This window comes from Pseudoalteromonas luteoviolacea DSM 6061 (assembly GCF_001625655.1).
In the GTDB taxonomy this organism is placed as follows: domain Bacteria; phylum Pseudomonadota; class Gammaproteobacteria; order Enterobacterales; family Alteromonadaceae; genus Pseudoalteromonas; species Pseudoalteromonas luteoviolacea.
This window is the reverse complement of sequence record NZ_AUYB01000126.1, coordinates 1-26,500: the sequence shown is the minus strand read 5'-3', so window position 1 is coordinate 26,500 and position 26,500 is coordinate 1. Positions and strand designations below refer to the sequence as shown.

Annotated in this window: 21 protein-coding genes and 1 other RNA gene; 15 read left to right on the top strand and 7 right to left on the bottom strand. The window is 42.0% G+C overall.

Annotated features, from left to right (window positions below; all coding sequences use genetic code 11):
- Position 1 precedes the first annotated feature (1 nt).
- Entirely contained in the window at positions 2-3,493 is a 3,492-nt protein-coding gene (dnaE, locus tag N475_RS18655; RefSeq protein WP_063357032.1) for a DNA polymerase III subunit alpha, read from the top strand.
- A 90-nt stretch (positions 3,494-3,583) separates the two neighbouring features.
- On the opposite strand, the gene accA is transcribed toward dnaE, so the two are convergent.
- On the bottom strand, positions 3,584-4,543 hold the full coding sequence (gene accA / locus N475_RS18650) for an acetyl-CoA carboxylase carboxyl transferase subunit alpha (RefSeq protein ID WP_063357033.1): 960 nt from the start codon (positions 4,541-4,543) through the stop codon (positions 3,584-3,586).
- A 714-nt stretch (positions 4,544-5,257) separates the two neighbouring features.
- On the opposite strand from accA, the gene tilS reads away from it, so the two are divergent.
- Both tilS and N475_RS18640 read left to right on the top strand, forming a co-directional pair.
- A complete protein-coding gene (gene tilS, locus N475_RS18645) occupies positions 5,258-6,580 on the top strand; it encodes a tRNA lysidine(34) synthetase TilS (protein WP_063365790.1) in 1,323 nt (440 codons plus the stop codon).
- On the top strand, positions 6,567-6,902 hold the full coding sequence (locus tag N475_RS18640; RefSeq protein WP_063365789.1) for a hypothetical protein: 336 nt from the start codon (positions 6,567-6,569) through the stop codon (positions 6,900-6,902). Before tilS ends, N475_RS18640 begins: the two co-directional genes overlap by 14 nt.
- Positions 6,903-6,952: 50 nt before the next feature.
- Here N475_RS18640 and N475_RS18635 read toward each other — a convergent pair whose 3' ends face one another.
- Positions 6,953-7,849, bottom strand: a complete 897-nt coding sequence (locus N475_RS18635; protein ID WP_063365788.1) for a GGDEF domain-containing protein — start codon at positions 7,847-7,849, stop codon at positions 6,953-6,955.
- A gap of 205 nt (positions 7,850-8,054) precedes the next feature.
- On the opposite strand from N475_RS18635, the gene N475_RS18630 reads away from it, so the two are divergent.
- Positions 8,055-10,043 (top strand): monovalent cation:proton antiporter family protein, encoded by a 1,989-nt coding sequence (locus N475_RS18630; RefSeq protein WP_063357054.1) that lies wholly within the window; start codon positions 8,055-8,057, stop codon positions 10,041-10,043.
- On the opposite strand, the gene N475_RS18625 is transcribed toward N475_RS18630, so the two are convergent.
- On the bottom strand, positions 10,040-11,185 hold the full coding sequence (locus tag N475_RS18625) for a patatin-like phospholipase family protein (protein WP_063365787.1): 1,146 nt from the start codon (positions 11,183-11,185) through the stop codon (positions 10,040-10,042). The genes N475_RS18630 and N475_RS18625 overlap by 4 nt on opposite strands.
- Before the next feature lie 355 nt (positions 11,186-11,540).
- Between N475_RS18625 and N475_RS18620 the strand changes: the two genes are divergently transcribed.
- From N475_RS18620 to gmtX, 5 genes are all read left to right on the top strand, one after another.
- Positions 11,541-12,458, top strand: coding sequence for a DUF3014 domain-containing protein (locus N475_RS18620; protein WP_063357038.1), 918 nt, complete (start codon positions 11,541-11,543; stop codon positions 12,456-12,458).
- 147 nt (positions 12,459-12,605) lie between these two features.
- Positions 12,606-12,702: signal recognition particle sRNA small type (ffs, locus tag N475_RS18615), an RNA gene on the top strand.
- Positions 12,703-12,887: 185 nt separating this feature from the next.
- Entirely contained in the window at positions 12,888-14,357 is a 1,470-nt protein-coding gene (gmtY, locus tag N475_RS18610; RefSeq protein ID WP_063365786.1) for a gamma-mobile-trio recombinase GmtY, read from the top strand.
- The gene (gene gmtZ, locus N475_RS18605) at positions 14,354-16,951 is read left to right on the top strand and encodes a gamma-mobile-trio integrase GmtZ (protein ID WP_063365785.1); all 2,598 of its coding nucleotides are present in this window, start codon (positions 14,354-14,356) and stop codon (positions 16,949-16,951) included. Before gmtY ends, gmtZ begins: the two co-directional genes overlap by 4 nt.
- Entirely contained in the window at positions 16,935-17,579 is a 645-nt protein-coding gene (gmtX, locus tag N475_RS18600; protein WP_063365784.1) for a gamma-mobile-trio protein GmtX, read from the top strand. The genes gmtZ and gmtX overlap by 17 nt, the downstream gene beginning before the upstream one ends.
- A gap of 49 nt (positions 17,580-17,628) precedes the next feature.
- Here the strand turns inward: gmtX and N475_RS18595 are convergent, their stop codons facing one another.
- The 4 genes from N475_RS18595 to N475_RS18580 are packed head-to-tail and all read right to left on the bottom strand — an operon-like array spanning position 17,629 to position 20,801.
- The gene (locus tag N475_RS18595) at positions 17,629-18,546 is read right to left on the bottom strand and encodes a DUF2971 domain-containing protein (RefSeq protein ID WP_063365783.1); all 918 of its coding nucleotides are present in this window, start codon (positions 18,544-18,546) and stop codon (positions 17,629-17,631) included.
- 48 nt (positions 18,547-18,594) lie between these two features.
- The gene (locus N475_RS18590) at positions 18,595-19,212 is read right to left on the bottom strand and encodes a hypothetical protein (RefSeq protein ID WP_063365782.1); all 618 of its coding nucleotides are present in this window, start codon (positions 19,210-19,212) and stop codon (positions 18,595-18,597) included.
- 10 nt (positions 19,213-19,222) lie between these two features.
- On the bottom strand, positions 19,223-20,188 hold the full coding sequence (locus tag N475_RS18585) for a hypothetical protein (protein ID WP_063365781.1): 966 nt from the start codon (positions 20,186-20,188) through the stop codon (positions 19,223-19,225).
- Positions 20,189-20,243: 55 nt separating this feature from the next.
- Positions 20,244-20,801 carry a recombinase family protein gene (locus N475_RS18580; RefSeq protein ID WP_063365780.1) on the bottom strand — a complete coding sequence of 186 codons (558 nt, stop codon included), beginning with the start codon at positions 20,799-20,801 and terminating at the stop codon, positions 20,244-20,246.
- A gap of 159 nt (positions 20,802-20,960) precedes the next feature.
- On the opposite strand from N475_RS18580, the gene N475_RS18575 reads away from it, so the two are divergent.
- The 6 genes from N475_RS18575 to N475_RS25745 all read left to right on the top strand — a co-directional run bounded on the left by N475_RS18575 (position 20,961) and on the right by N475_RS25745 (position 26,444).
- Positions 20,961-21,674, top strand: coding sequence for a hypothetical protein (locus tag N475_RS18575; RefSeq protein ID WP_063365779.1), 714 nt, complete (start codon positions 20,961-20,963; stop codon positions 21,672-21,674).
- 2 nt (positions 21,675-21,676) lie between these two features.
- Positions 21,677-23,335 carry a hypothetical protein gene (locus N475_RS18570; protein WP_063357048.1) on the top strand — a complete coding sequence of 553 codons (1,659 nt, stop codon included), beginning with the start codon at positions 21,677-21,679 and terminating at the stop codon, positions 23,333-23,335.
- A 98-nt stretch (positions 23,336-23,433) separates the two neighbouring features.
- A complete protein-coding gene (locus N475_RS18565; protein ID WP_063357049.1) occupies positions 23,434-23,760 on the top strand; it encodes a hypothetical protein in 327 nt (108 codons plus the stop codon).
- 910 nt (positions 23,761-24,670) lie between these two features.
- Positions 24,671-25,690, top strand: a complete 1,020-nt coding sequence (locus N475_RS18560; RefSeq protein ID WP_063365778.1) for a M48 family metalloprotease — start codon at positions 24,671-24,673, stop codon at positions 25,688-25,690.
- On the top strand, positions 25,687-26,094 hold the full coding sequence (locus N475_RS18555; RefSeq protein WP_063365777.1) for a hypothetical protein: 408 nt from the start codon (positions 25,687-25,689) through the stop codon (positions 26,092-26,094). The genes N475_RS18560 and N475_RS18555 overlap by 4 nt, the downstream gene beginning before the upstream one ends.
- Before the next feature lie 71 nt (positions 26,095-26,165).
- Complete coding sequence (locus N475_RS25745) at positions 26,166-26,444, top strand: hypothetical protein (protein WP_063365776.1); 279 nt, start codon at positions 26,166-26,168, stop codon at positions 26,442-26,444.
- Positions 26,445-26,500: the final 56 nt, after the last annotated feature.

Sequence of the window (26,500 nt, the reverse complement as noted above, 5' to 3'; positions counted from 1 at the left end):
TATGCCAGCGCCGAATTTTGTACACTTACGTGTTCATAGTGACTTCTCTATGGTAGATGGTTTGGCAAAAACCAAACCAATTGTAGCCAGAGCCCAAGAGCTCGAAATGCCAGCCTTTGCGATAACTGACCAAATGAACTTGTGTGGTCTAGTCCGGTTTTATGGGGGAGCACATGGTGCCGGTATTAAACCTTTAGTCGGTGCTGACCTTTGGCTTAAAAGTGACGAGTTTCCCGATGAGCCATGCCGTATTGTTGTATTGGCAAAAAATAATGAAGGGTATAAAAACCTTACTTTATTGATTTCTGAAGCGTTCCTACGCGGACATGTATTTCATCGCCCTGTTGTTGATAAAGAATGGTTAGCGAAATTCAAAGACGGTCTAATCCTTCTCTCTGGTGCAAAAGATGGTGATGTGGGTAAAGCGCTATTAAAAGGCAATCCTCAACTGGTTGAACAAACACTTGCCTTTTACGAGGAGCATTTTGCTGATCACTACTATTTAGAGCTACATCGAACCGAAAGGGAGCACGAAGAAGAATACTTGCATGCGGCAGTGGCGTTAGCAACTGAGCGCAATCTCCCCGTGGTAGCAACAAATGAAGTGGTGTTTTTGAGTGAAGAAGACTTTGAAGCCCATGAAATTCGTGTTGCAATCCACGATGGATACACCCTCGAAGATAAAAATCGACCCAAACGATTTTCTAAAGAGCAGTATTTAAAAACGCCTGAACAGATGCACGAATTGTTCAGCGATATTCCTGAGGCGCTTGAGAATACGGTTGAAATTGCCAAGCGTTGTAATGTAACGGTGCAGTTGGGTACTTACTTCTTACCAGATTACCCAACGGGCGAGCTGAAGATTGAAGACTTCTTGGTTAAAGTTTCTGAAGACGGCCTAGAAGAACGACTACAGTTTTTATTTCCCGATGAAGAAGACAGAAAAGTTAAGCGAGTCGAGTATGATGACCGCCTAAAAATTGAACTAGATGTAATCAACCAAATGGGATTCCCAGGTTACTTCTTGATCGTAATGGAATTCATTCAATGGAGTAAAGACAACAACATTCCAGTAGGTCCAGGTCGAGGCTCGGGTGCCGGTTCTTTGGTTGCATATGCATTGAAGATCACGGATCTTGACCCTCTCGAGTTTGACTTACTATTCGAACGCTTCCTAAACCCAGAACGTGTCTCGATGCCGGACTTTGACGTTGACTTCTGCATGGATAGACGAGACGAGGTAATTGATCACGTTGCCAAGTTATATGGTCGTCAAGCAGTATCTCAGATCATCACATTTGGTACCATGGCCGCGAAGGCGGTAATTCGAGATGTAGGTCGAGTATTGGGTCACCCCTATGGTTTTGTAGACCGTATATCCAAGCTGGTACCAGGCGACCCAGGTATGACGTTGGCCAAAGCGTTTGATGTAGAGCCGCGCTTGCCAGAAGCCTATGACGGTGATGATGAAGTAAAAGAGCTTATCGACAAATGTCGTATCTTAGAGGGTTGTACTCGAAATGCCGGTAAACACGCCGGTGGTGTTGTAATCTCGCCAACCAGTATTACTGACTTTGCTGCATTGTACTGTGATGAAGAAGGTAAGTTCCCTGTTACACAGTTTGATAAAAATGACGTTGAAACAGCAGGTTTAGTTAAGTTTGACTTCCTCGGTCTTAGAACGTTAACAATCTTACAGTGGGCTTTGGACATGGCGAATGAGCGTTTAGCTCGTGAGCAAAAACCTTTTGTTGATATCAACGCTATCCCGCTCGATGATCATGCCAGCTTCGAAGTACTACTTAGGGCTGAAACCACCGCTGTTTTCCAGCTAGAATCCCGTGGTATGAAAGATTTGATCAGACGTCTTAAGCCCGATTGCTTTGAGGATATGATCGCACTGGTTGCACTTTTCCGCCCAGGTCCTTTGCAATCAGGGATGGTAGACAACTTTATCGACCGTAAGCATGGTCGAGAAGAGATCTCATTCCCTGACGCACAATATCAGCACGAAAGTTTAGCCCCGATACTAGAGCCTACATACGGCATCATCTTGTATCAGGAGCAGGTAATGCAAATCGCACAGGTACTTGCCGGTTATAGCCTTGGTGGCGCTGACTTGCTGCGTCGTGCGATGGGTAAGAAAAAACCTGAAGAGATGGCTAAGCAGCGTTCAACCTTTGAGGAAGGTTCAAAAAATAACGGTGTTGATGGCGAACTTGCAATGAAGATCTTCGATCTTGTAGAAAAGTTTGCTGGATACGGCTTTAACAAATCTCACTCGGCTGCATACGCGCTCGTTTCTTATCAAACACTGTGGATGAAGACGCACTTTCCTGCGGAGTTCATGGCTGCGGTAATGTCTGCTGATATGGATAATACCGATAAGATTGTTACCTTGGTTGATGAATGTGAAAACATGAAATTGACACTGCTACCACCGGATGTGAATGCTGGTGTGTATAAGTTTACTGTTAATCTACAAGGTGAAATTGTATATGGCATTGGCGCTATCAAAGGGGTGGGTGAAGGCCCTGTAGAGGCGATTCTAGAAGCACGAGATCAAGGTGGAGAGTTTAAAGATCTCTTTGACTTTTGTGCCAGAGTGGATCTTAAACGTTTAAACCGTCGAGTGATAGAAAAGCTCATTTATGCGGGAGCATTGGACAAGTTAGGACCTGAGTCAACACAGGGTGGTCGAGCGACATTACTGGCGAGCCTAAAAGATGCGATGAAGTCTGCTGAGCAACATCACAAGGCTGAACAACTTGGCCAATCAGACTTATTTGGATTGCTGGCTGTTGAACCTGAAGAAGTCGCGCAAGCTTTTGTGAAAGCAACACCATTAAGTGACAACGAATGGTTAGATGGAGAAAAGGAAACACTTGGTTTATACCTGACCGGTCACCCAATTAACCAGTATCGTAAAGAATTGAAAAATTACACATCTGGAAAGTTAGTCGACTTGCAGCCGACCAACCGAGATGTGCACTCTACTGCTGCTGGTTTGGTGATAAATGCGCGTACCCTTATCAATAAAAAAGGGAACCGCTGGGGTTTGATCACACTGGATGACAAAAGTGCACGTATCGATGTACGCTTTTTCCCAGAGCAATTCGAAATGTATCAAGAGCTGCTGCAAGTTAACCAAATCCTTGTGATTTCTGGGCATGTTGCTTTTGACAATTTCTCTGGTGGTATTTCTATGACCGCCCGTGAAGTTAGCACGATTTCTCAGGCTCGCGAAAAGCGGATAAGTGCCCTGAAAATGACGTTGAATATGACGCAAATGGATACGAGCTTTGGTGAAAACTTAAAAAGGGTACTTGAGCCATACAAGTTTGGAACATGCCAAGTGGTGATTGAATATCAAAGGCCTGATGCGACAGCAGAGCTTACGCTTGGTATGCAGTGGTGTGTAACACCGAGTGATGAATTGATACGCTCCCTTAAAAAACTGACGGGGCAAGATGTCGAATTAATATTTGATTAAAGCCCTTATACTTAGTGTCACTGTTAGTGAGTTAAGTATAAAAAAGGCCACCAAGTTTACTTGGTGGCCTTTTTTGTATCTATTTGTGGCTTAGTTACAATAGCCAAAAGACATTAGTCGCTGGTATCTCTGCTCAAGCATTTCTTCTTGGCTTAACTTAGATAGATCAGAGAGATCTTTTAAGATCTGAGATTTCAAGCTACTTGCAGCACCATCATAGTCTCTGTGTGCGCCACCTAATGGCTCAGGCACGATTTCATTGATTAGGTTGTTATCCTTGATGCGTTGTGCAGATACACCCATTGCTTCAGCAGCCAGAGGCGCTTTTTCGGCACTTTTCCACAGGATTGACGCACAGCCTTCAGGTGTGATTACTGAGTAAGTACTGTAACGAAGCATGTTTACGCGGTCACCAACACCAATTGCTAGTGCACCACCTGAACCACCTTCACCGATTACGCTACAGATTGTTGGTACTTTCAATGATGCCATTACTTTTAAGTTCATCGCGATAGCCTCACTTTGACCACGCTCTTCTGCACCAATACCAGGGTAAGCACCTTGTGTATCGATTAAAGTGATAATAGGCATTTTGAAGCGCTCGGCCATTTCCATTAAGCGTTTTGCTTTACGGTAACCTTCAGGTCTTGGCATACCAAAGTTACGCTTGATTTTTTCTGCAGTATCGCGGCCTTTTTCTTGACCGATAACCATTACTGGCTTGCCATCTAAACGAGCTGTACCACCAATAATTGCAGGGTCATTTGCAAATGCACGATCACCTGCAAACTCATCGAATTCGGTAAAAATACGCTTGATGTAATCACTTGCATGTGGGCGCATTGGGTGGCGAGCTAATTGTAGTAGCTGCCATGGGTTTAGTTCTGAGTAAATCTTTTCAGTCAGCTGTACGCTTTTTTCTTTAAGCTTGCTGATCTCTTCTTCCAGACTTAGGTCCAAAGAACCTGAGCGACTAACAGCTTGTAGCTCTTTTATTTTTTGCTCTAATTCAGCTACTGGAAGTTCAAATTCTAGATAATTTAAGCTCATTTTCTAACCTATCTGATAATTTTTTTAAAGTTTGTCTCGGTCCAATGTAGAGAGTACAGATTTAAAATGCCAAGACTTAGTCATTCGCAACGTCTTTAATAGCATAGTTCGTTTTGCCAAAAGCCGCTTTAACTATTAGTCAATATTGCTTATTTACATCAGTTTTTGGAGAAGTTCGCGAATTTTCGCAGCACAATGCTTCTTCATCTTACAACTGTTTTTTCCTTCGTGAAGGCGAGTTCTCTGTCATCACATACAATTTTCTTCACATTATACTGCCCCAAGCTGCATCTTGAAAACAGACCAGCAAGATAATGCGACTTTTTATACATAAGTAGCGATTTACCTAGATTTTGGCGCAGATGTCAATTAATTTTGGGTTTGTTTTGTTTTAGTAAATAATGATAATTTTAGTCGCAATAAATAAATGGCAAGTGAAAAGCAAGACGTTGAAATGTAGGTTTTATTCAGGCCGTTTTGCCGAGACTTTTGCCAAAACTTATAAAATATGCCAATCACTCTATAAAATGCGTTCATAATCACTATCCAATATCAAAACGCAACAATATAATTTGCTCAAGTGTAGACCGAAATTACATAAAATAATTTAGAGATTTCTGATTTACTTCATAGTGTGGAAGTTATTATGGCTTTACTCGTTGCAATTCTGCTTCGATGCGGTATAACCCCACGGTATCGAAATTGGGGAGAGTTATGGAGCGCACAAGCGTTTACAAGCAATTTGTTGCGATGCTGGAGCTGCACTGTCGCAGTATACAAAGTGGCTTTACTGTCGCGTTGTCTGGTGGCGTGGACTCTGTGGTGCTGCTGCATTTGTGTCATACCTATGCAAATCAGCATGAAGGTGTTCCAATTAAAGCGGTGTATGTAAACCATGGCTTATCAGAAAATGCGATGCGGTGGCAGGATTTTTGCGAACAACTCTGCAAGTCCTTATCTGTTGAGTTTAGCGCAGCAACCGTTGAAGTACTTCCAAAGCGGAGAGTCAGCTTAGAGGCACAGGCTCGCGATGCGCGCTACCTTGCACTGGATGAGCTTGCATTGCCTGGCTCAGCGCTTTTATTGGGACAACATGCAGATGACCAAGTAGAGACCTTTCTTATACGCTTGAAAAGAGGCTCAGGGCTGCAAGGGCTAGGTGCTATGAAAGCTGTGACGCAGTTACAAAGTGGGCGTAACTGTTTGCGGCCGCTTTTAGGGGTTGGTCGTCAAGATATTGAAGCATTTGCTAAAACCTTTACCTTGCAACACATTGAAGACGAATCTAACCAAAGCGACATATTTGACCGTAACTTTCTGCGCAATCAAGTGCTCCCGCTGTTGAAAGCGCGTTTTAAGGGGTTTGTACCAAGCGTACTGAGATCTATAGAATTACTACAAGCTCAGCAGGCTTTAGTTGATGAGCTCTCTGAGCAAGACTTAGCCGTATGCATAGATAACCGATGTTTGGTTGTAGAGCACTTGAACAAGCTCTCGCCGCTCAGACAAAGCAATGCTGTACGTGCATGGCTTGCAATACAGCATGTTGATATGCCGTCTAAAAAGCAATTGGAGCAAATATTACAGCAATCGCTGTATGCTCGCCCAGACGCACAAGTAAATATTCAACTGGCAAAAGGGAGTGTAAAGCTTTACCGAGGTAAACTCTATTGGGTAGCAAAAGATCAGGCTCCATTGCAGGCAATCAGTGATATCAGCATCAGCGAGCCACTATCTTTGACCGATAGTCGCCAGCTCATCGTGTGCAAAGGGAAGGGAGTTCGATTTCCGCTGCCGAGCGAGACAGTAACAGTTAAGTTCGGGGACCTCACTGAAAGAGTAAAGCCTCTGGGTAAACCCGGTCACAACACAGTGAAGCACTGGCTGAAAGATTTAAAAGTGCCCACCTGGGAACGAGAACGTGTGCCTTTAATATTTTATAATGAGACCTTGGTCGCCGTAGTAGGTTACTTTGTAAACGAGTCCTATGCCAGTGAGCAAGGTATTTATTGGAAAGAAGTTGATGCAAGAGCATAATAAAATAAGTTTGTCATTGGCAAGTAAAGCCCCGGTTGCAATTATCGGGTGCTGTATTGGGTTTATTATTCTGGCTTTGGTGTCTCCTTTTAATGCCTCTAACGTCGTTTTGGCTATTGGAGTAGGGGTTTTATCGGCAAGTCTATTATTAGCCTATTGGCATGGTAGAGGCGGCAGCTTTTTTATTTTAGGCTTAGCAGCGCCAATGCTATCGATTTTGTTCAGTGAGTTACCTGACTTTTGGTCGCTGGTGTGGGTGATTAACGGCTTCTTTTGCGGCTTTGCCGTACTGCTTTGGTTGTTTAAAGTTAAAAACCGCTAATCACGTTGTCGTACTTACCATTAGGGGATGGTAAGTACGAAATAGTTTGTTCACACAGCGCGTGCACAATTCCTTCCCGCTTCTTTGGCTTTGTATAGCCCGCCATCGGCTCTAGCAAATATTTCATTTGAACAATCCTGGCTTGACGCCAGTGTAAAGCCAATGCTGGTTGTCACTTCATGTTTGGCCAGCAAGTTGCACTCGTTTACCCTGTCCATGATGCGCTCTGCAATTACTTTATTGGTTGTAAATGCTGGGTCATCGATAAGTACGGCAAATTCATCGCCTCCAAACCTAAATACAGCATCAGTAGCGCGAATACTTGAAGTCAGAATATTAGCAAACTCGATAAGTACTTCATCACCTTTTTTATGTCCATATTTGTCGTTTACTTGCTTAAAGTTGTCTAAATCCAACAGCATCAAGCTAAAATTTCGGTGATGGCGGCGACTACGCTCAAGTTTGGTTTCTAAGTATTCATTAAACTGGCTACGGTTGTACAAGCCAGTGAGCGTATCTTTGGTGGCGAGTTGTAGCACACGGTGATACATCAGCGCATTTCTGAGCGGATATAACAAACATGTATGCAGTTGCATTAGTCGTGCTCTTATAGTCCCACTTAAGCTATATTTACTAAAGTACACGAGTTGACCTAAGTGCTGCCCGTTTAACTCCAGATCAAAGGTATACGGTTTCAGCTGATTGTCACTTTGATGCATTTGAAACAATCCCTGGCTCGAATGAAACTGCAGTCCTGCAAGATCGGTAATGCGTTTAACATAGCCGGCAAAAATATCTAAGATGCCGTTTACCTCTAAGGTAGTTTGCAGCTTTTCGACCAGCGTATTTGGTTGTTCTGGCGCCTGTGAAACATATTGGTCCGTCGCGAACGGTATGTAGTCACCGCGCGAAGGCGTTCGTTGCGCCAAAATATGGACATTTTCCATTTGGTAATTCCCCTAATTACAACATTCCCGAACATATAAGCTAGTTTCATGCCAAGAAATTAAACTGGCTGAAAAACAGTTGCTTGCTATAGTTAATTTGAGTGAAAAATAATCTATAACGAATCTTTGACACCGAGGAGGCCATTTGCAGCAAAATTTTGCCGGGCTTTTTTCAGAAAAAGTGCTCACCGCAATTGTTAATGCTTTGCATGGTCATTTTGCCGGTTTTGTAGCGCTATTACTGTGTGCTGTAATACTTGTTTGGTCCTTCAAACGAGTAGGTTTGCCGCCTATTTTAGCTTATTTACTCACTGGGTTAGTGGCAGGTGGATATGGGTGGATGGATAACAGTCATGAGATCCATTTAATTGCTGAGTTAGGAATTGTATTTCTATTATTTAGCCTTGGGTTGGAATTCTCTATTCCCAAGCTCATGGCAATGCGCAGTGTTGTGTTTGGGTTGGGTAGTACACAGGTTATTCTTTCGATTCTGTTGGTTACCTTACTTTTATATAAAGTAGGGGTCGCTTGGTCAGAGTCGTTGATCATTGCATGTATTGTTGCGCTCTCTTCAACTGCGGTCGTCGTAAAAATCATGAAAGAGAACGGCATGCTTAACCTTCGCAAAGGGCAACTTGCGGTGGGCGTGTTGTTATTTCAAGATATAGCCGTGGTCCCCATGCTAATTGTATTTCCTTTAATGGCGCAAACAGACAATCAAGTATTGGTGGGCGCGCTGGTATTGGCTTTGGCAAAAGGCGCATTTGTGTGCATGTTGCTGTGGGCGATTGGAAAATGGGTATTACCTAAGGTATTTAATGAGGTTGCACTGGCTAGAACCGACGAGTTATTTGTGTTGACTACGCTGGTGGTTGCATTGTGTGCAGGGGCACTTACTTATGCGTTTGGCCTCTCCATGGCCCTTGGCGCATTTTTGGCGGGTATGATGCTTGGGGAGAGCCAATATCGGCATCAGTTAGAAGCCGAAATTAGACCTTTTAGAGATATTTTGATGGGGCTGTTTTTTGTCACAGTGGGTATGCAGTTGGATGTAGGCTTCGTGATCAACTCATTCATGTATATTGTGGCAGCCATGGCGCTATTACTAATAACTAAAGTCGCAATTATCTATGCCAGCGCTCAGCTTATGGGGGAATTTAAAAAAGATGCATTTGCATCAGGTGTGATGCTTTGGCAAATGGGGGAGTTTGGCTTTGTATTAGTTGCACTTGCGAGCAAGCACCACCTACTTGAACCAAATGTTGCATCTTTTTTGTTGGCACTGGGCGTACTTTCAATGGCGGTCACACCTTACTTAATTGGCCAAACAGATCGCTTACTCACTTTGTTTAAACTTGACTCGGAGCATAGATCAGACTTTTCTAATTCTGGGTTTAAAGATCCCACGATCAAAGATCATGTGGTGATATTTGGATATGCACGGGTTGGGCAAACAATTGCCCGCTTTTTAAAACCTGAGGCGATTCCTTATATTGCTATAGAGCGCAATCCGATTATTGTGCAAGAGGCACAAACTGCGGGTGAGCCGGTTATTTTTGGCCATGCTGCACAAAAAGCCATATTGAAATCGGCATGCGTGAGTCAGGCGCGTTTGGTGATTGTTACTATGGATGACTTTGAACAAAGCCAAATTGTAATTGATGCGATTAAGCACTTTGCGCCCGAGGTGAAAATATTAGTGCGGATGCAAGATGACACTCACCTAGAAGATTTAAAACAACTTGGCGTTACCGAAGTGGTTCCAGAGTCACTTGAGGCAAGCTTAATGTTAGTTTCACATGTTTTGTACATGTCGGGTGTTCCGATGCGACGTATATTTAAGCGTGTCAGCAAAGAGCGACAAAATCGCTATGAGTACCTGCATGGTTTTTTCACTGGCAATAGTCATGAGTTACATGAATATGGAAATAGTCAATCGAGCTTTGTATCTGACAGGTTGGAATATTTGCACGCAATAGCCTTGCCTGAAGATGCTTATGCAGTTGACAAAACAATTTCAGAACTTCAGCTTGTCAGGCACAAGGTTGTTGTTAAAGCACTACGTAGAGACGGTACTGAAATATCTATGCCAGACGAAGATATTATGCTTATGGCAAGCGACGTGTTGCTGCTTAAAGGTAAACCTCGCCGTGTCGAGCGGGCTGAGCAATTTATTATGGATGGATTACCCTAGTCTAGCTCTAAAAAGGCACGGATCTCATCGAGTCGTGCCAAACCATCTTCATAACCAATGTTGATAAGCTCTTGAGTGTAACTTTTCTCAAATAGCAGGTAACTGGTTAAACTTGATTGAGAGTGCTTTTTGACCCCAATAGTGCGCAACAATAGTTTTATGGCAATGGGAAGATCATCATAATAATTGATGGCCAGTTCATTAAAGTTCATTGATGGGTTCACAACCAAAGTATCTACTCGTTTGAGTTCTTTGTGTTTTTCTTTGGCTGGCAATAAGCTCACGGTACGATTGACTCGCTCAAGCCGCTCTAAATCTGATTGCAAGGTATCGCTAAAGATACTATCCAAAAGATGGCCTGCCACAACGGACATACCAGGGAAGTGTGCTTCATAGCCTAGTGGCGTATGTGCTTTTGGTTGCTCGACACCGATGATAAATATTTTACTGGCACCCAAATGAATTGATGGGCTCAATGGAGAAAGCTGGTGGATTGAGCCGTCGCCATAGTAATTGTGTTTTACTCTGACACTTGGAAAAACCATGGGAATGGCGCTAGATGCCATTAAATGGTCGAGTGTGAGGTGCGTTTGCACGCCTTCGCGTTTTGCGCGTTGCCATGGTTTGGCATCTTTTGCCTGAAAAAACGCGACTGATTTTCCATTCGAATAACTCGACACAGTCACAGAGAGCGCATCTAAAAAGCCTCTGTGAATATTTCGGTCAATGCGAGCGAGGTCTAAAACATCTTCGAGTAGGTGGCGAAGAGGCGTATTGTCTAAAAGGCTCGCTGGTGGATGATTGATATAATCTGCCTGAAAGCTGCGCATAACATTGTTAAATAAGTGCCCAAAAGCACCAAATAACGAACTTTTATAGACCATATCTGTGTGAAAGCTTTTCCAGATCCACTCTATTTTTCGAATGGCTAAATGCATGTTGGATGAATAACATGCTAACCCCGTCGAATTAATTGCGCCTGCCGAAGTGCCATTAATAATTTTAAAGGGGAGAGGAGCACTGCGGGGTAAACTCAACGCAATGGCCTTTAAAACACCAACCTGATAAGCGGCTCGAGCACCACCCCCAGTAAGTAAAAGCGCAATGTGTGGCTGGCCAATTCTACTCTGTGCCTTATTCATATACGTCCTTTCATTTTATCTAGCAGTAACCAAGATAAAAAATAACCTGCTTACTTATACTATAATCAATTTAAGGCGAAAGTGTATTTTGCATCTTTTTTAAATATCAGCCATTTACAAAATTTAGCCCAGTACGTCCTTGTAAAAAGGTGTACTGCTTTGTGTGTTTTTGTCGGTTTGGCTCTTGTTTGTTCAGATGTTCATGTAAATGTCAGCAAAGAGGTGCGAGTTTGAGATAAACTCTCATTAATGCGCGTTAACGCAGATGAGATATCTTTTAGTTTGTGTTTTAATTGCATAGTGCAGCGAGGATTTTTAGCTGCCAAATTATTTAAGCGAATTTTACGGAGTCTCCATGTCAGAGCACAGTTCAGCAGAGCCAAGGACAAATAAAAAGCCTTCTAACAGCCATCTACTTCTTGCGGCCATAGCGGTCGTTGCATTGATTATTGTGGCTGTATTTGTATTAGCGAATAAAGAAAGTAAGCCCGCGGAAAATACAAAATTTCGACAGGATGTCGTAGTGCCTGAAGAAACCCCGAAAACAGTTGTTAATACGGCTCGTACAGAGGCTAAATCTCAGCAAGAAGAGCGCATTGTTGAATCACCAGAAGTTGAAACATCAGAGCCCGTTATTGAAGAACCAGTTGTCACTGAGCAGCCAGTAGCAAGACCCGTGGAGCCTGTAGAGACAGTGCTGCCTACATTAGACGACAGTGACACAAGCGTAAGAGACAGTGTTGCAAATTATTTAAGCAAGCAAGCGATGGAATTGCTAGTTACTGAAGATATGGTAAGACGTAGCGTGGTGTTTATTGATAACCTAGCGCAAGGCAAGATTGCTAAAAAACACTACCCAGTGAGCAAGCCAGCTGACAACTTTATGGTAATTGAAGACGATATTATTGTTACTGATCCGAATAGTTTTGAGCGCTACACACCTTATGTAAATATGCTTAATTCAATGAGCACAGCACAACTTGTTCGCTTGTATGAGCAATACAAGCCGCTAATTAACGAGGCGTACGAAGAAATTGGTTACAACGGTAGTGAATTTGACTACACGTTACAAGAAGCGTTAGGAGAGTTACTTGAAACTCCTATTCCTGAGTCGAGTTTACCACTTATACAAGAGTCTGTGACCTATAAGTATGCTTACGCGGAGTGGGAGCAGTTATCCGATGCACAAAAGTTGTTCTTGCGTATGGGCCCCGAAAATATGAAAAAAGCCAAGAAACGCCTACAGGCTTTTCAGCGCGCTCTAGCGAACTAGTACAAATTTAATACTCAGTTAATCAAAAGCTTGCTCCGTTGCTTAAACAAACAGCAAACGAGCAAGCTTTTTTAGTTTTCGCTTGCATCCCCGTAAGAAAATCGCCATAATTCAACCCGCGCCAAACAAGGCCCTCAATGGTAGTCTTATTGGTCCTCTCGCAACAATAGTTCGTGAACCTGGTCAGGTCCGGAAGGAAGCAGCCACAGCGGATGACTTGTGTGCCGGGATGTGGCTGGTAAGACTACCACCCAAATTCTTCTCTTTTGATGTTTGAAGTGTAAGTCTTATTAATAGTACTCAAAACTATACTAATCTGTACTAATTCCTATCTTTCTAAAATAAAAAACCAGATCTCAGTTCATTAGATCAATAGCACTTCTTATACTAATCTACTAAAACTCATCTGTACTAATTGGTTTAGTTACTGTGTTAGTCAAAGTTCTTGCGCACGTTAAAACAGATAATTCAGGTTTATTGATTGAAGTACCTGTGTTGCTTAGCGAGTATGGTGTATTTGAGCCCTTACTTGATTACGTTATAAGTCAGTCGCACATCAAAAGTTTGCCATGGATGAACCGCATTACGTTTGCTTGCCAACTGTTGCTCGAGTACATGGAAGCCAACACAGGGTTATTTTCAGACGCCAGTAAGTTATTTCAATCATTTGTTATGCGTTTATCGTTGGGTACCATTAGCCCAGAGGGGAATGATCCATCGGGTTTATATTGGTTACCTCGCTCTACTGCAAACGTAAATCAACTTTTATCTGCGCTAAATGGTTTAACGGATTGGCTCGCCAATAACAGAAATACAGCTAGCTTAAACCCGTTTGAACAAGCCAGTTCTCATCAAGAACGCCTTAACTATGCAGCGTGGTACAAACGTAATCAGTACAACTTTTTAGGTCATATAAAAAGTAACCCATTACCTAGTGTACTCAAAAGCGTACGCAAGGTACGTGGTAAAATGGATGTGCTCAAGGTTGATGGGGATGCTATTTCATTTCCAGAAAAGCTCTTTAAACCCTTTTTTATTCAAGGCTTGGGCAAAGCCAGAGATAAACGCGTAGCATTGCGTGATCAGCTTATCGTGTTGCTGATGCATGGTACCGGTGTACGAGAAAGTGATGCTTTGCACCTTTGGGTGGATGATGTGTTTTACGACCCAGAAAACCCAAGCGGTGTGATAGTACGCTTGTATCACCCTGAAGATGGCAGAGCGCCAAATAACTGGACTGGCCGCAAACGACAAAAAACACGCGCAGCGTATTTGTCTGAGAACTTTAACTTAATTCCTCGCAACCGTATGACGGGCACCGCCCGAATTGGCTGGAAAACCAAAGTGGTTGATGATGACGAAAATTACATTCAACTGCACTGGTTTCCTGCCTTTTACGGTGAGCTATTTGCCAAGTTATGGCAGCAATACTTACTGTATTTATTGCCATTACCAAGAATGCACCCGTATGCATTTGTGTCGTTTTCACAAGCTCACGAAGGCCAATCACTCACCCTAAACGCGTTTAACCAAAGTTATAAAACGGCCATGGCCCGTATCAACCTAGTGGTGTCAAAACCTGAAGGACGAACCCCACATGCCCATCGTCATGCTTATGGCAGGCGTATGTCGAGCGCGGGCATTGATCCACGATTGATCAAAAAGGCACTTCACCATGCTTCGTTGTTATCACAAGCCGTTTATACCCAGCCCAGTATTAGAGACGTGACGTTGGCATGTGAAAGAGCGTCAAAAAACCTTGATGGCCAACACTATGCCGAGTTTAAAGAAGACGTCAGCATGAGCTGGCAAAGCGTGATGGAATCAGGCTTTGAAGATATTGATCCTGATGGGCTACTTAGCGGTAAATACCCTAAATTAAGGAGGTATAAACCATGAAAACACAGGATTATGAGTTTAATTGGTTTATCAAGAAAAACGGATCCGGCTGGGAGACATGGCGGGAGCTGGCCTCAACTTGGCTTGAACAAAAGCAATACGGAATTGATCATTCACGCACCGCAATCGCTCGCTTTTTAGATGAATACCTGGTACCGCGATTTATTACCGATCCCATTGAGCTATTTACACTGGCAGATCAAGACTACAACAAATTTCTTATACCGTTTGAGCTGAATGAAGGGTACCGTGTTAGGCAAAACAACGATGTATGCCGCTTTATTGATTGGATTATTGATACCTACTATTCAGAAGCAGATGATAATGGCGACCCTGTGCCACTATTTCAAAACCCCTTTGAAAAAGAGCAAAACCCTGTCAGGCGACAGGAGACTGTCTACAACGCTTTACCCTACGCCTATATTAAGCAATTGCGCAGCATATTATGCCCCGCGCCTCGAGGTCACTTTAAGCAATGGCAGTGGGCCATTGACTACAGTGAGATCTTCTTCACCAATGCTCGTTTTTTAAAAGACTGGATTTTAGTTGATGAGTCGGTGATAGACAAAGCAGATCCTGATTGTGTTTGGCAAAAATACACGCTAGATAAACAGCGGAAAATAAGAATAGATGGTGCACTTAGAACCCTAGAAGAAGGAGACAGCATTTACTTAATTTGGTCACCCGTTCGTGCCATGGCTTTGTATCTTAAATTGCAGCTACCTTTGCGAACCTTTCAAGTGCGAATGCTGGACTCGGGCGAGGCAGATACATGGCGTTACAGCAATGGTGAGTGGCAAATGAATGCGCAACATCATTTTGCTGAAGGCAGCGATAAGCGCCCATGGCAAAAAGGGGTATTCCACCGCATTATTACGCCAGATATTGGTGATGTGATGACGGGCATGTACATCAACACCAATAAAACCGCAGATAGAAACAAAGATGAAATAACTCGGGGATACGTGATCCCGTGGCAACACGAAGAGGTGTTGTATTGGCTAGAAAAGCTCAGAAACTGGCAAGAAAAGTACAACCCAATCAGTAAACCTACCTCTATTTACGACTTAGATTACAAGCACTTTGGTAGCACTAAAACCAAAATTCAGCGCAGTGAAATTGGTGATATTTGCTTTTTGTTTCGCAATGCCGCTGCGTATCGTAAGCGCGAACGGCGCATGCCAATTACAGATGGTTATGTTAACGCACTTTGGGTGGCTTTGCTTGCCCAACTCGAGCGCGATGTGGCGAAAAAAGAGCATACTTTAAGAGATGGTGCCAAAGTGCATTTTGTTGACCCTAAAAATGCCAAAAGGCCGCTATTTCCTTTGCATGCATTACGCGTTTCTTTGATTACTTGCTACGCCATTGAGGGGGAAATACCCACACCAATATTGTCAAAGCTGTTGGTTGGCCACAGTCGTTTGATCATGACTTTGCACTACACCAAACTCACGCCTGTGATGATGGCCAAGAAAATGCGTGAGGCTGAAGGCAAAATAATTGACAAAGAAGACGATAGTTTGCAGTCATTCTTGGCCAATAAATCCATTGAAGAAATCGGCCTGCAAGCGGCGTTCAAAGATATTGAATCGCTACAAACTGCATTGAGAGTGCGCAACCCTGCTGGGTGGCAAGAAAAGTCGATAGGCATTTGCTTAGCAGGTGGCAACACTTCCCCCTTGGTTGAACATGCCTCTATTGCTGGGTGTTGGAATGGCGGCGATAAACTAAAAAAGGCGAATCGAAACCAAGCCGATTTACACGCGCCAGTACCCCATGGGATTGAGAACTGTATTCGCTGCCGCTGGTTTATTACCAGCATTCGATACATTCAATCGCTCACAGCTCATTTTAACAATTTAAGCTACCATGCCACGGAAGCCGCTAAAATTGCTGCGGAACTAGAGGGCGAGCAAGCGAGCTTATTGGATGAAGAATACTTTTGCGAGGTAAATGGCACCCCATTTAGCAAGCGCGACCAGTTAAACAGCATCGACAGGCGTATTGAGCGGCAAAAAACCGAGGCCGATGAATACTGCAAAGACTTAGTGGCATGTTTTCAGGTGATACGTAAGGTACTAAGCATTGAGCAAAACCGGGAAGAGCACGACCGCAAAGACAAAGTAATTGCGCTTGGCTCGGCACAAGACATATCACCATTTTTTAGCTTTTTAGACACGAAATCTGAATTTAGGCAGCTGATCCAAATTTGCGATGACGCAGAAGTATTTGCAGACTTAAAAGATGACTTAAAGAAAACCACGGCCATCAATCACAGATCAAACATGCTAAACACCATGCTGATGCGCATGGGCTACCAACCAATCCTGATGCAGCTTGATGACGAAGCACAGCTTAAGCTTGGTAATGTGATGGTTAATGCCATGCTAAATGCCACGAAAGAGCCAGACAAAAGTAAAGCTATGACAATGCTCTCTACTTACCTTGATACTGAAGCTTACTTAAAAGACGCAGGCCTGCTCGAGCAAGGTGTGCAAGCGATTGAAAGTAACACAGGCATTAGCATCAGAACATTGGCAAACATGGCAACAGCCACTTTAGGAGTGAAGAAAAATGGCCAATCCAGTTGACCCAACCCTAGTGCTGCAAGAGCTTTGCGCAAGCGCCACCACAAGAACCGCCAATGCGTTAACGGTATTGAATGCTGTGCTTGAGCAACAAAGTAAAATAACGCCTCTCGACTTTTCTATGGCAACGATCGGGCGGCTGTCTAAAGAGCAAGGCGGCCCATCAACACAAACCATCCGTAATCGCACAGGTAAGCATTTTCAGCAATTAATTGAGGCTTGGGCAGCCTATGCAGGCACAACGTGTAAAAAGCCGCTCTCAGTGCGCCAAAAGCAGTTATTGAACAGCAACGACCAGCATATTTTGGATGCTATCGACGACCCAGTGATTAGAGCCGTAGTAGGGTCATTGATTGCCGAACGTAACAAATACCGCGATCAGCTCAATACATTAAAAGCCAACTCAGACTTGTTTATTGACCGAACCGAAGGTGATAAAACCAATACTACACTTGAAAACAAACAATTGGTACCTCTGGAAGTTGAAGCCATTAAAGCGGCAATTTCTGATGCGTTTTTCAATAAACAAGGCTGGGAAGTCATGCCAACTGGACAAGTCAAAGATGCTGAGGGGAATGAGGTTTATAAGCGCGGGTATGTGAATGGGCTGAGGAAGGTACGGTTAATTTAGTTGTATTTTTTTAGTGACTACAAAATGACACGGCACTTTCTAAGTACCGTTATTTGTCAACTTTGTTCATTGCTGTCATATATTCATCTAACAGCCCCATTGAATCGAGCATTCTAAATGGGTTATTTTGAGCTGCTATTTCTTCATGGGCTTCAGTAATTCCGCACCACGGGCACAGAGTGGTGTTTTCTGTTAACGGTTCAGCACAAGAATTGCAGGTGTTAGTAGCTTTCTCAATATTATCACTTGTGAAGATAAAGACCTCTTCATGACCATTTTTCAAATAAGGTTTTGGGTGGCTTTTTCCTATAGAAAGTTGATACCACTCCATATTAGCGTCTTCTGCTAATTCAAGACTGAAATCTATAAGCTCTTGCGGGCAATTATGACCAATGATAATTGAAGTTACGAACTCTAAAGGGATGAATAAAATGCTGTTGTTATCGATTTGCTCAGTGACATTATTCATATCTACAAATCGGCATTCTTGTTCATAACTCCATTCGTCATATTTAGAGAAGTATGATTCTACAAAAACAAACTTATTAAGGTCGAAAGTGTATCTAGGTTTGAGTAAGACAGCGGCTTTTTCTAAGATTTTCCTTAAATTTTCGTGAGGCTCTTTGCGGTAACTAACTTCCCAAATGGGGTTTCCGTCATAATAGTTTTGCAGGCCAACTAAATCGAATTCAAGGACAAATCCAGAGTGGTTGTTTGCGTAATGTGCCCACATTGGAGAAACTATGGGGGATTTTGAAAAACATGTAGTTGGGTTTTGTGGAATTCCACCAACCACATCTTTATAAAAAGCTAATTGCTCGGTAGGTGTATTTAGATCCATTCCTAAAAACAGTTCATATGGGTCATTGTAGTCTTTTGGGAGGGAGCATTTAAGGCCACAAAAACCTTCTCTAGCAAATACCAAGTTAATGACATCATTACCAAAATACTTATAAACTTTTTCCATAAATCAATTTCCTTCCAATTTTAATGAATAACGCACATTTACCTAACTTTAGACAGTTACTTCAGCACAGCTTATTACACCATATTCAATGATCACTTCTTGTTCATTATCCTTAGCATCAAAATAGATAACTTTACTTCTTGGTACAGCCGCTTTAACAACTATGCCTTTAACCTTATCTTTATATATTTCATGCGCAAATCGTCTAGCTGTTTCTATGTCTATAGTCCAAGGCTGTGCGTAGTTTTTACTTTCAAACTCATCGCGTGATAAGCCTCGATATATCGTTACTTCAACTTCAAGTTGCTTAATATCTGAGTTAGTGGGTATGTCTTCGCGTTTAATTCTGATTGGTGGTGCTCCCCACTCAACTTGCCTGTTTTTGAATAGTTCAAATACACCTCCTGAGTAAAACCGTTTTATATTGTTAAAAAGCTCAAAAGCCCAATTACACAGTTCTGATTCTATGGGATAAGAAGCGTATTTTTGCTGCCAAAAATCTCTAAAAGCGAATTCGGGCTGCGTTTTTGTATTGCAATTGAAGCTATCCAAAACATCTGTAAATACCCTGTAATCATCATGAAACCTTTTATGTAAGCTTTCGAAGTATTCATCAGCGTCAATTCTCATTTGCTCAAGAAGGGTTTTTGATTTGTCGCTAATCATATCGTTTTCATTAGCCTATTCTGATTAGGTGATTGCAAGATGGGCACGGCGTTTCAGTAACAGAGTAAGGAACATCTGTACTTGAGCGTTGCCACATATTCGTACAGTAGCCACACCTAAACCACCTTGTTTCGTATTGTTTTGGTGCAGGGTTTAGGTCAATAATCTCCCTAAAAGCACGTGTTGGTTTGCTTTTATATTGAGGGTTGTGCTGAAATCCATAAACTGGGTTATATAACAGTTCGCTCTCTTCAGCCAACTGGTTTTGCTCCTCCCTCTGACGTTGAGCTTGTTCCTTTTTAGCGAATAGTATTTTTTGACTTCTACTACGGTAAAATTCTGTAAACCTTTGCTCTTGTTTAGGGTGATAATGCCAATACTTGATGCCTAGCTTCTCAAGTAATTCAGACTCAACTTGATCTCTATAGCCATTTACTTTGCCTTCAACATATTTTCTAAAATCCTCTACGTCGACAACTACAATGGCGGACTTTTGGTTGTATGTAGGGCTAAATTGGTAAGTACTAATCTCTAGCGTTAAAATAAGGGTAATGTCGAAGTCATTGGTATGTAGGATAGCAATTTCGTTTTGAGCGCTTTCAATGGCTGGATTCAATGTTACTTTAGATTGATATTCGTATACCTTTTCATCAGTGACCAGTACGCCTTCATCGGATTTATCCCTGCTTGGATAACCTATATATCTAGGAAGACGAATGCTAGAATTGGTAGCAAGTATATTACGGCACAACCAAAAAATAGCGCGTTTATAACTTATCTCACATGGCTTATCTTTGGAGTTTACCTTCGGTGCATGCTTGAAGTGATCGCGTCTTATGTTCGTTTTATACTTGTGCGCGGAAAGAGGCATATCGCAGCTGATGCAAAAACAATTGCACTCTAAACCGCTTTCCACTTCATCGACAAACGCGAGCGAGCCATTTTTATCTTTAGCAAATGGTATCAATACTTCCACTGTTATTCCTTTTCACAAGCAGATAGCCAAGTTCAATATGTTATACCTAGTTAACTCATTTGTTAATATCTTGATTGATAACTTTATAAACCGTGTTTCTTGAAACGTTTACAGTGCTTGCTATTTGGCTGACTGGTGTAGCTTTTGCGCGTAGCGATAAAATGCTTTGCTTGGCTTTGTCGGATATTGGCTTGCGGCCCTTGTATTTACCCGCATTTTTAGCGGCAGCAATGCCCTCAAGCTGGCGCTCTTTTCTGATATTAAGTTCAAATTCTGCGAACACGGCGAGCATATCTAAAAAGGCTTTGCCTGAGGCCGAGTCGGTTGAGATGGGCTGCTCTAGCGCTTGTAGCTGAATATCGTTGGATTTTAGGTGGTTCACTAAGGTTTGTAGGTCGAGTACGGAACGAGCGATACGGTCGACTCGAGTCACGATTAAGGTATCACCGGCACGAAGGTAGCCAAGTAGGGCTTGAAACCCATCGCGTTTGGTATTCGATGCTGATGCCATATCGGTAAACACCTTGTCACAACCAGCTTCCTCAAGTTTGGCTACTTGTAAATCTAAAGACTGATCTGTGGTTGAAACTCGCGCATATCCAATCTTACTCATGGCAATTGTTCATTTAGCATCTAGACTAAATAAACATAGTGCGTACTAACGCCTTAAACCACCCTAAATGAACACTTTTAATCAGCATTGGTGATGATCAATTAGGGTATACGCTAATTGAACATATGCTTCGCTGTAGCTTTAGGAAATACCACCACAATGGACTTGCAAAACCCCGACCTGATATTAGTTAAGCGCCTGTCAGAACATTCATGCTCTTACTTTGCGGTTGAAAGCATTGCGGGATCCGAAGTGGTGTTGACGGATATCGAAAGCGGTGGGCGGTTTAATTTTGAAAAGCCAAGGCTTGAGCAACTGGTGTTAAACGGCCAGCTCAGAACCATCGCAAGGCGTGAATTGCCAACCAAGCTAACCTTTAAGCCACTCAGTAACGTTAAAAAGCCTGAAATGGAGGCAGCTGAAGACCTTGCTTCCAGAAAAGAAATGGAGCGACGTTATAAGTATGTGCAAGGCGCAATTGAACAAAGCGTTCCAGCCTATACCGAGAAATGGTTAACCCCGTATATTACCCAAAGGGCAGCGGAAATAAACGACAGCAGCTCACCGTCATGGCGCACGCTAGCCCATTGGAACAAAGCTTTTGTGGAAAGCGGCTGGGATAAAAACGCACTGATGCCAAGGCATAAAGCCAAAGGCAATCGAACCAAGCAATTGCCTCAAGAAGTACATGACCTCATTGATGACGTGATCAACGAATACCTGCGTACTCATACCGTGGTGAGGTATCAGAAGGTTTATGACCAGCTTCTTGAAAAGCTTGATACGCTCAATGCTGAAAGGAAGGGGAAAGATTTAAGTGAACTCAAACCATGCAGTTATAGGTGGATAGTGAATAGGCTTCAGAGTAGATAGTAATGAGTGAATCAATTAGAGATTGGATATCAGATCAGACCTTATTTAAAGAGGCTATTGTTGCCTTTCATCCAGAGGCTGGGAAGGAATACTATTCTCAAAACTTAGTTACTAGGCTCAGTATGTTTAAGCAACAAGAAAGCACAGTTAATGGTCGTTTGTTTGGTTATATCTCATTAGACTTCCAGCTGACTAGCGACTGGGAGTTGCCAAGGGATATTATTATCGAGCCTTCTATCGTGATAAACCATGGAGTCAATGATGTAAGTGGTCAGGAATGCGTTCAGTCTTTCATATCACCTGTACAATTACCAGAGTGGGTGCCAGCCTATGGTCGTCAGCTATTTGTTCAGGGGCTAGCGGCAGCGGTCTCGTTTACGACATCTAGATGTGTTTATGTGCATGGAGGCACAATCGAAAGTGTAACTTTGGATGAACTAGTTTCGCTTGAGGATTTCATTGCTGACAATCGTGGAGATAATTTTGCAAATATCGAGAATGCTAAAGTAGTTATCAAAACCGCCTGTGGTGATATTTGGGGGCGCTTTTGTAAGTTCTGGCCAACCGAACGACCTGAAATCTTTCCTCGTTTAACCGCGCAAATGGATGATGCAGGTGAACAGTTTTTAAATGTAGAGCTCGACAACGACCTTAGTTTCACAAGCGTACTCAATACACTACCCTATAATGCTTCAACTGACGAAATTATGGTACTCCAAATAAAAGACCTGAGGCAAATGGCGGCTATACACCCAGTGGTCCGAGGTCGTGGAGCAATAGTAGATATACATCGAGATGTGCTTGGTGAATGGAATAATCAGTTATCAGATGTGATCTCAAACTTGTGGCAACTTCCCTACAAAGCAGGACGTGAAAAGTTTGATTACAAGAAATGTATGCAAGCTATTAGAATGGTTCAGTTGGCCCACCATGACTATAAAGAAGACTTCGATTTGTCTTTTTCTATGTTAGTTTCAGCGATAGAAAGTATTGCGCAAATTGCCATACCAGCACCCGAAAAGCATAAACTCCATAATGAATGGAAGGAAGTAACGAAGGACGATCCTCAACTTAATGCACTTTTTCAACATTATTGCAATTTGCAGAGTAACGATAAGCGCTTGAAAGAACGTTTTGCAGGTTTCGTGTTTAAGTATTGCCCTGTTGAACAGTGGTGGAACTTATACGATGGCGATATTCTTCAACACGGGTTTAATTCGCATTGGAATAGCGGCGCAGAATTCAGTAGAGAACAAAATGAATTTACACCTGTTCATTTTACGACTTCTCAATTAGAGAATATTGTCAAAGATACATACAAATATCGGTCGAATTTTGTTCATAGAGGCGAGTCTGCTCCGCATAAGCATCCAGTGTTGTGCTCAACACAGCGCTTTTTTGAACTGCAATGTAACCACGATGAAATTAAAAAACTGGAGAAGAAATTGTGCAAAGAGGACCGTGGGCTCAAAGAAGATAAAAATACTTACCCCTATAAATGGACATGTGGCAGAGGTGAAAAAAGAAAAGACCACAGCATAACAGAGGGCGAGTTGTTTTCAACCAAGCGATGCTTAATTAATCGCGATCTAATGCGTGAAATTGCAATCAAATCGATTAGTAGTTACTTGGCTGAGCAGTCTAAAACAGTTTTGCTATAGGCTTCAATCAAGGAGAATAAACAACAGATCGGCGATCTGTCTTCCTAATTTTAGCCTGTGACTGAATAAACGGGTGTTGGTATTTACAGGATAACTAAATGTTTAACTTTAAGCCAGAGTCAGGTTGGTCGCTTGAAATAGAACTAGAGTGCTTTGTTATATATAAGCAATTAGAGTCAAAAGGGTTTCCATATGGTCTGCAATCAGAACTATGTGATAAATTAGCTGAGCGGTGCAAATTAGATAGTGGCACATTAAAAGCTAAAGTTGGAAATTTTAAATCTGAGTTTGGCAATACCGAACCAACTCACTCATCAAAGGCCACAAAATATATTGCAATGAATTATGGCTCTATGAGTTTAAAAGAGTCTGAAGCATTGTTAACAGGTTACCAACTTGCAGTTAAAGCGACTGTATCTTACTAGGCCCTATGACTGAAGTAACACAGACCATGGCAAGTTAGAAAGTACCTAAATTGACATGCAACACGCTACATTGCCTCAAGATCTGAAAGACGATGATGTTGAATTACTAAATCATTAATGATTTAAGGGTTTGTTTTATAGTTATTTTTGGATTTTGGTACACTTTCCACTGTAAATTTGTAAGTCGCTACAAACTCCATCTTTTGTTGTTTGAAGTGTTTTATGCTACAAGCTCCATTTTTTTTAATTTTAAGCTACTAACTAAAAGCTCAATCATAAAGTTTAAATTTCAAGTTTTACTCAGATCTATAAAATTTATTGCAAAACACACTACCTCCTATATAAATCTAATTTTAAACAGCTTTCAGCTTCGATATCCGTTCCTCCCTACTATTTAAATCCAAGTTAACGCTCATACCTAAACAATAATAGGTTATATAACCAACGTTTTAAGGTGGCATATCAACAGAGCCGAATCTAAGGGGAGCTGGACTCAAGTTTTTGCACATTGCATGATGTGAGTCATACGGCCCGTATCTAGATACTTAGTGGAATTTACCGAATGAATTGAGATATTTGAGTCTATAGACTCAATTCTTACAATGTACACAATTCAAGACCTGACCCATTGATTTTCATTTGTGCTTGGCTCATGGATAAAAATGGCGATTTTATAGCATCTTACATTTTGATTTATTTGCACGCATACACGCAGTGCTTGGTGTTTGTCAAATATCACTGTTATGAGACGATTGACGTAATTTGATCTGGTGTCATCTAATTAAGTTATTGATATGTCTTAGAGTAACATGGTGTGTATATGAATAGCCGTTGTTATGCGGCGGGAGATACACTATTGTTATGTGACGTTTGTCGTAGAGTAAAATGTTATGCCTCGTAGGTACTAGGAATGCAGAGAACCCAAATTGCAGGATTGATTCTAATTGGTGTCGTTTTAGTAATAGGGATAGTAGTTAAGCACACGGTAAAGACTAACAATGATGTGATTTTCGCTGCTATTTCCGACTATACCGAAAAGGGGTTGTGGGAGTTGCCAAGAAAAAGTAAGTATTTCACTTACACCTATAGCGAAGGATCTAAGCTCAAAGCCTATGCGGAAACGTCTGGTTGGCCAGGGGAGCTAGAAAGAGGGTTTGGAAAGGAATATCTAGATAACGCTCTGCAGTATGCAAACAGAATATCCGATAAGAGCTATAGTGAAATAAGAATTAACAAGGAGTTGAGAGAAAACGCTATTAATATATATTTTTTTAATTCGGATAGATCGACGCCTTTTGATGACTACAAAGATAATTGTGCCTATCTAGGGTTTAAAAATATCGTGATTTGCGATATCAACCTAATCAGAAATGTAAGTTTGGTTAGCTACATAGAGAATGAGCTCGAATCTACTCTAGAAGGACAGCATTTTTCAACAATACTTGACAACAAGCCAAGCTTTAGAAAGCTGGTGTTATTGCGACACTTGGGACCTGCACATAATGTAATGCTATGGGTTATTGGGCATGAAATCGGTCACATCGCAAGCGGACACAAGACAGGACATTTCGCAGAAGCTAATGGCTTTAGTAAAATAATGCAGTTCCCAGAAGAAACAGCAGATTTGGAGATTGAGGCAGATCAGTTTGCGTTTAAATCGTTTGGTAATACTGAAACTAGGGCTGCTTTTTTTTGGGCAATTCATGAAATGACTACCCATGAGATTAATAAACAGTTATTGGCAAAAGGAAAAAAACTGGACGTGAACCTAAAAGATTTTAACGATCCCATTTTGTTAAAGGTGATTTCTAAAACACATCCCCCCATGCTTAAAAGGCTCCTTGCCTTTGGTGTGGCAATAAATCGAAACTCTTCTTTTAATGCGGATTATCTTGAGAAAATAAATGAAAACACGAGGCTTGAAAGATGAAAAACATTGTCTTCATTCTTATTTCTATTTCTGCGCTTTCAATATACGTCGCGTTTTTTAGCAGCGGGACTTTCTTGGGGTTTGATGACACACAACAAAATCAAATCACATTGATGTCTGGTGTTAGTTACGCTGTCCTTATGGTATTTGGGATTCTGGCAGGGCAGGCTCACTCAATGCTTGGTGACCCAAGCATGAAAATTGGTCGAGGTTTTGTCAGGGCCTTATTCGAATCGAATGAGTTATGGAAATCCTTGTTAGCTGCCCCAATAATTTTTGGAGCTGTCTATTCAATGTTATCAGAAACAAGTGACATTATACTTGCCTCAATATTCTCTTTTCAAAATGGATTTTTCTGTAATTCAGTCCTCGAAAGTAAGAGAATAAGCAACGAAGAAGCATAACAAGGCCACTCCAGCCGAAGTGCCAAAGGCGCGCGGCTGGAGCGGCAACGTTATAAATTTCGGGAGATTTGATGTTAAAGTTCTTAGGTTCATTCGCTATTTTATTTTCATCGTTAGACTTAATAAATATGCTAATGGGGAATAAGCTTGAAGTATGGAACCCAACTTATTATGTGATAGTCTGTGTTTGTTGTTTTGTATCCGGGTTCATTCTTTATAAACAAGGCATTAATATCAAAAAACACCCTGAAGCAGCATGGTCATATCGTGCAAGAGGATGGTTATTAATAATAGGCTTGGCGGTTTTTTCACATTTAATGTTTGAGGCCAGTTTGCACTCAAGCTTATAACAAGTGCCTAAACTAAATGACGCAAAACAGCTGGCTCCTGATTTCAGATAATAAGT

Coding starts and splice junctions, on each gene's coding strand:
- dnaE (WP_063357032.1), top strand. CDS start 2: ATGCCAGCGCCGAATTTTGTACACTTACGTGTTCATAGTGACTTCTCT.
- accA (WP_063357033.1), bottom strand. CDS start 4,543: ATGAGCTTAAATTATCTAGAATTTGAACTTCCAGTAGCTGAATTAGAG.
- tilS (WP_063365790.1), top strand. CDS start 5,258: ATGGAGCGCACAAGCGTTTACAAGCAATTTGTTGCGATGCTGGAGCTG.
- N475_RS18640 (WP_063365789.1), top strand. CDS start 6,567: ATGCAAGAGCATAATAAAATAAGTTTGTCATTGGCAAGTAAAGCCCCG.
- N475_RS18635 (WP_063365788.1), bottom strand. CDS start 7,849: ATGGAAAATGTCCATATTTTGGCGCAACGAACGCCTTCGCGCGGTGAC.
- N475_RS18625 (WP_063365787.1), bottom strand. CDS start 11,185: ATGAATAAGGCACAGAGTAGAATTGGCCAGCCACACATTGCGCTTTTA.
- N475_RS18620 (WP_063357038.1), top strand. CDS start 11,541: ATGTCAGAGCACAGTTCAGCAGAGCCAAGGACAAATAAAAAGCCTTCT.
- gmtZ (WP_063365785.1), top strand. CDS start 14,354: ATGAAAACACAGGATTATGAGTTTAATTGGTTTATCAAGAAAAACGGA.
- gmtX (WP_063365784.1), top strand. CDS start 16,935: ATGGCCAATCCAGTTGACCCAACCCTAGTGCTGCAAGAGCTTTGCGCA.
- N475_RS18595 (WP_063365783.1), bottom strand. CDS start 18,546: ATGGAAAAAGTTTATAAGTATTTTGGTAATGATGTCATTAACTTGGTA.
- N475_RS18590 (WP_063365782.1), bottom strand. CDS start 19,212: ATGATTAGCGACAAATCAAAAACCCTTCTTGAGCAAATGAGAATTGAC.
- N475_RS18580 (WP_063365780.1), bottom strand. CDS start 20,801: ATGAGTAAGATTGGATATGCGCGAGTTTCAACCACAGATCAGTCTTTA.
- N475_RS18575 (WP_063365779.1), top strand. CDS start 20,961: ATGGACTTGCAAAACCCCGACCTGATATTAGTTAAGCGCCTGTCAGAA.
- N475_RS18570 (WP_063357048.1), top strand. CDS start 21,677: ATGAGTGAATCAATTAGAGATTGGATATCAGATCAGACCTTATTTAAA.
- N475_RS18565 (WP_063357049.1), top strand. CDS start 23,434: ATGTTTAACTTTAAGCCAGAGTCAGGTTGGTCGCTTGAAATAGAACTA.
- N475_RS18560 (WP_063365778.1), top strand. CDS start 24,671: ATGCAGAGAACCCAAATTGCAGGATTGATTCTAATTGGTGTCGTTTTA.
- N475_RS18555 (WP_063365777.1), top strand. CDS start 25,687: ATGAAAAACATTGTCTTCATTCTTATTTCTATTTCTGCGCTTTCAATA.
- N475_RS25745 (WP_063365776.1), top strand. CDS start 26,166: ATGTTAAAGTTCTTAGGTTCATTCGCTATTTTATTTTCATCGTTAGAC.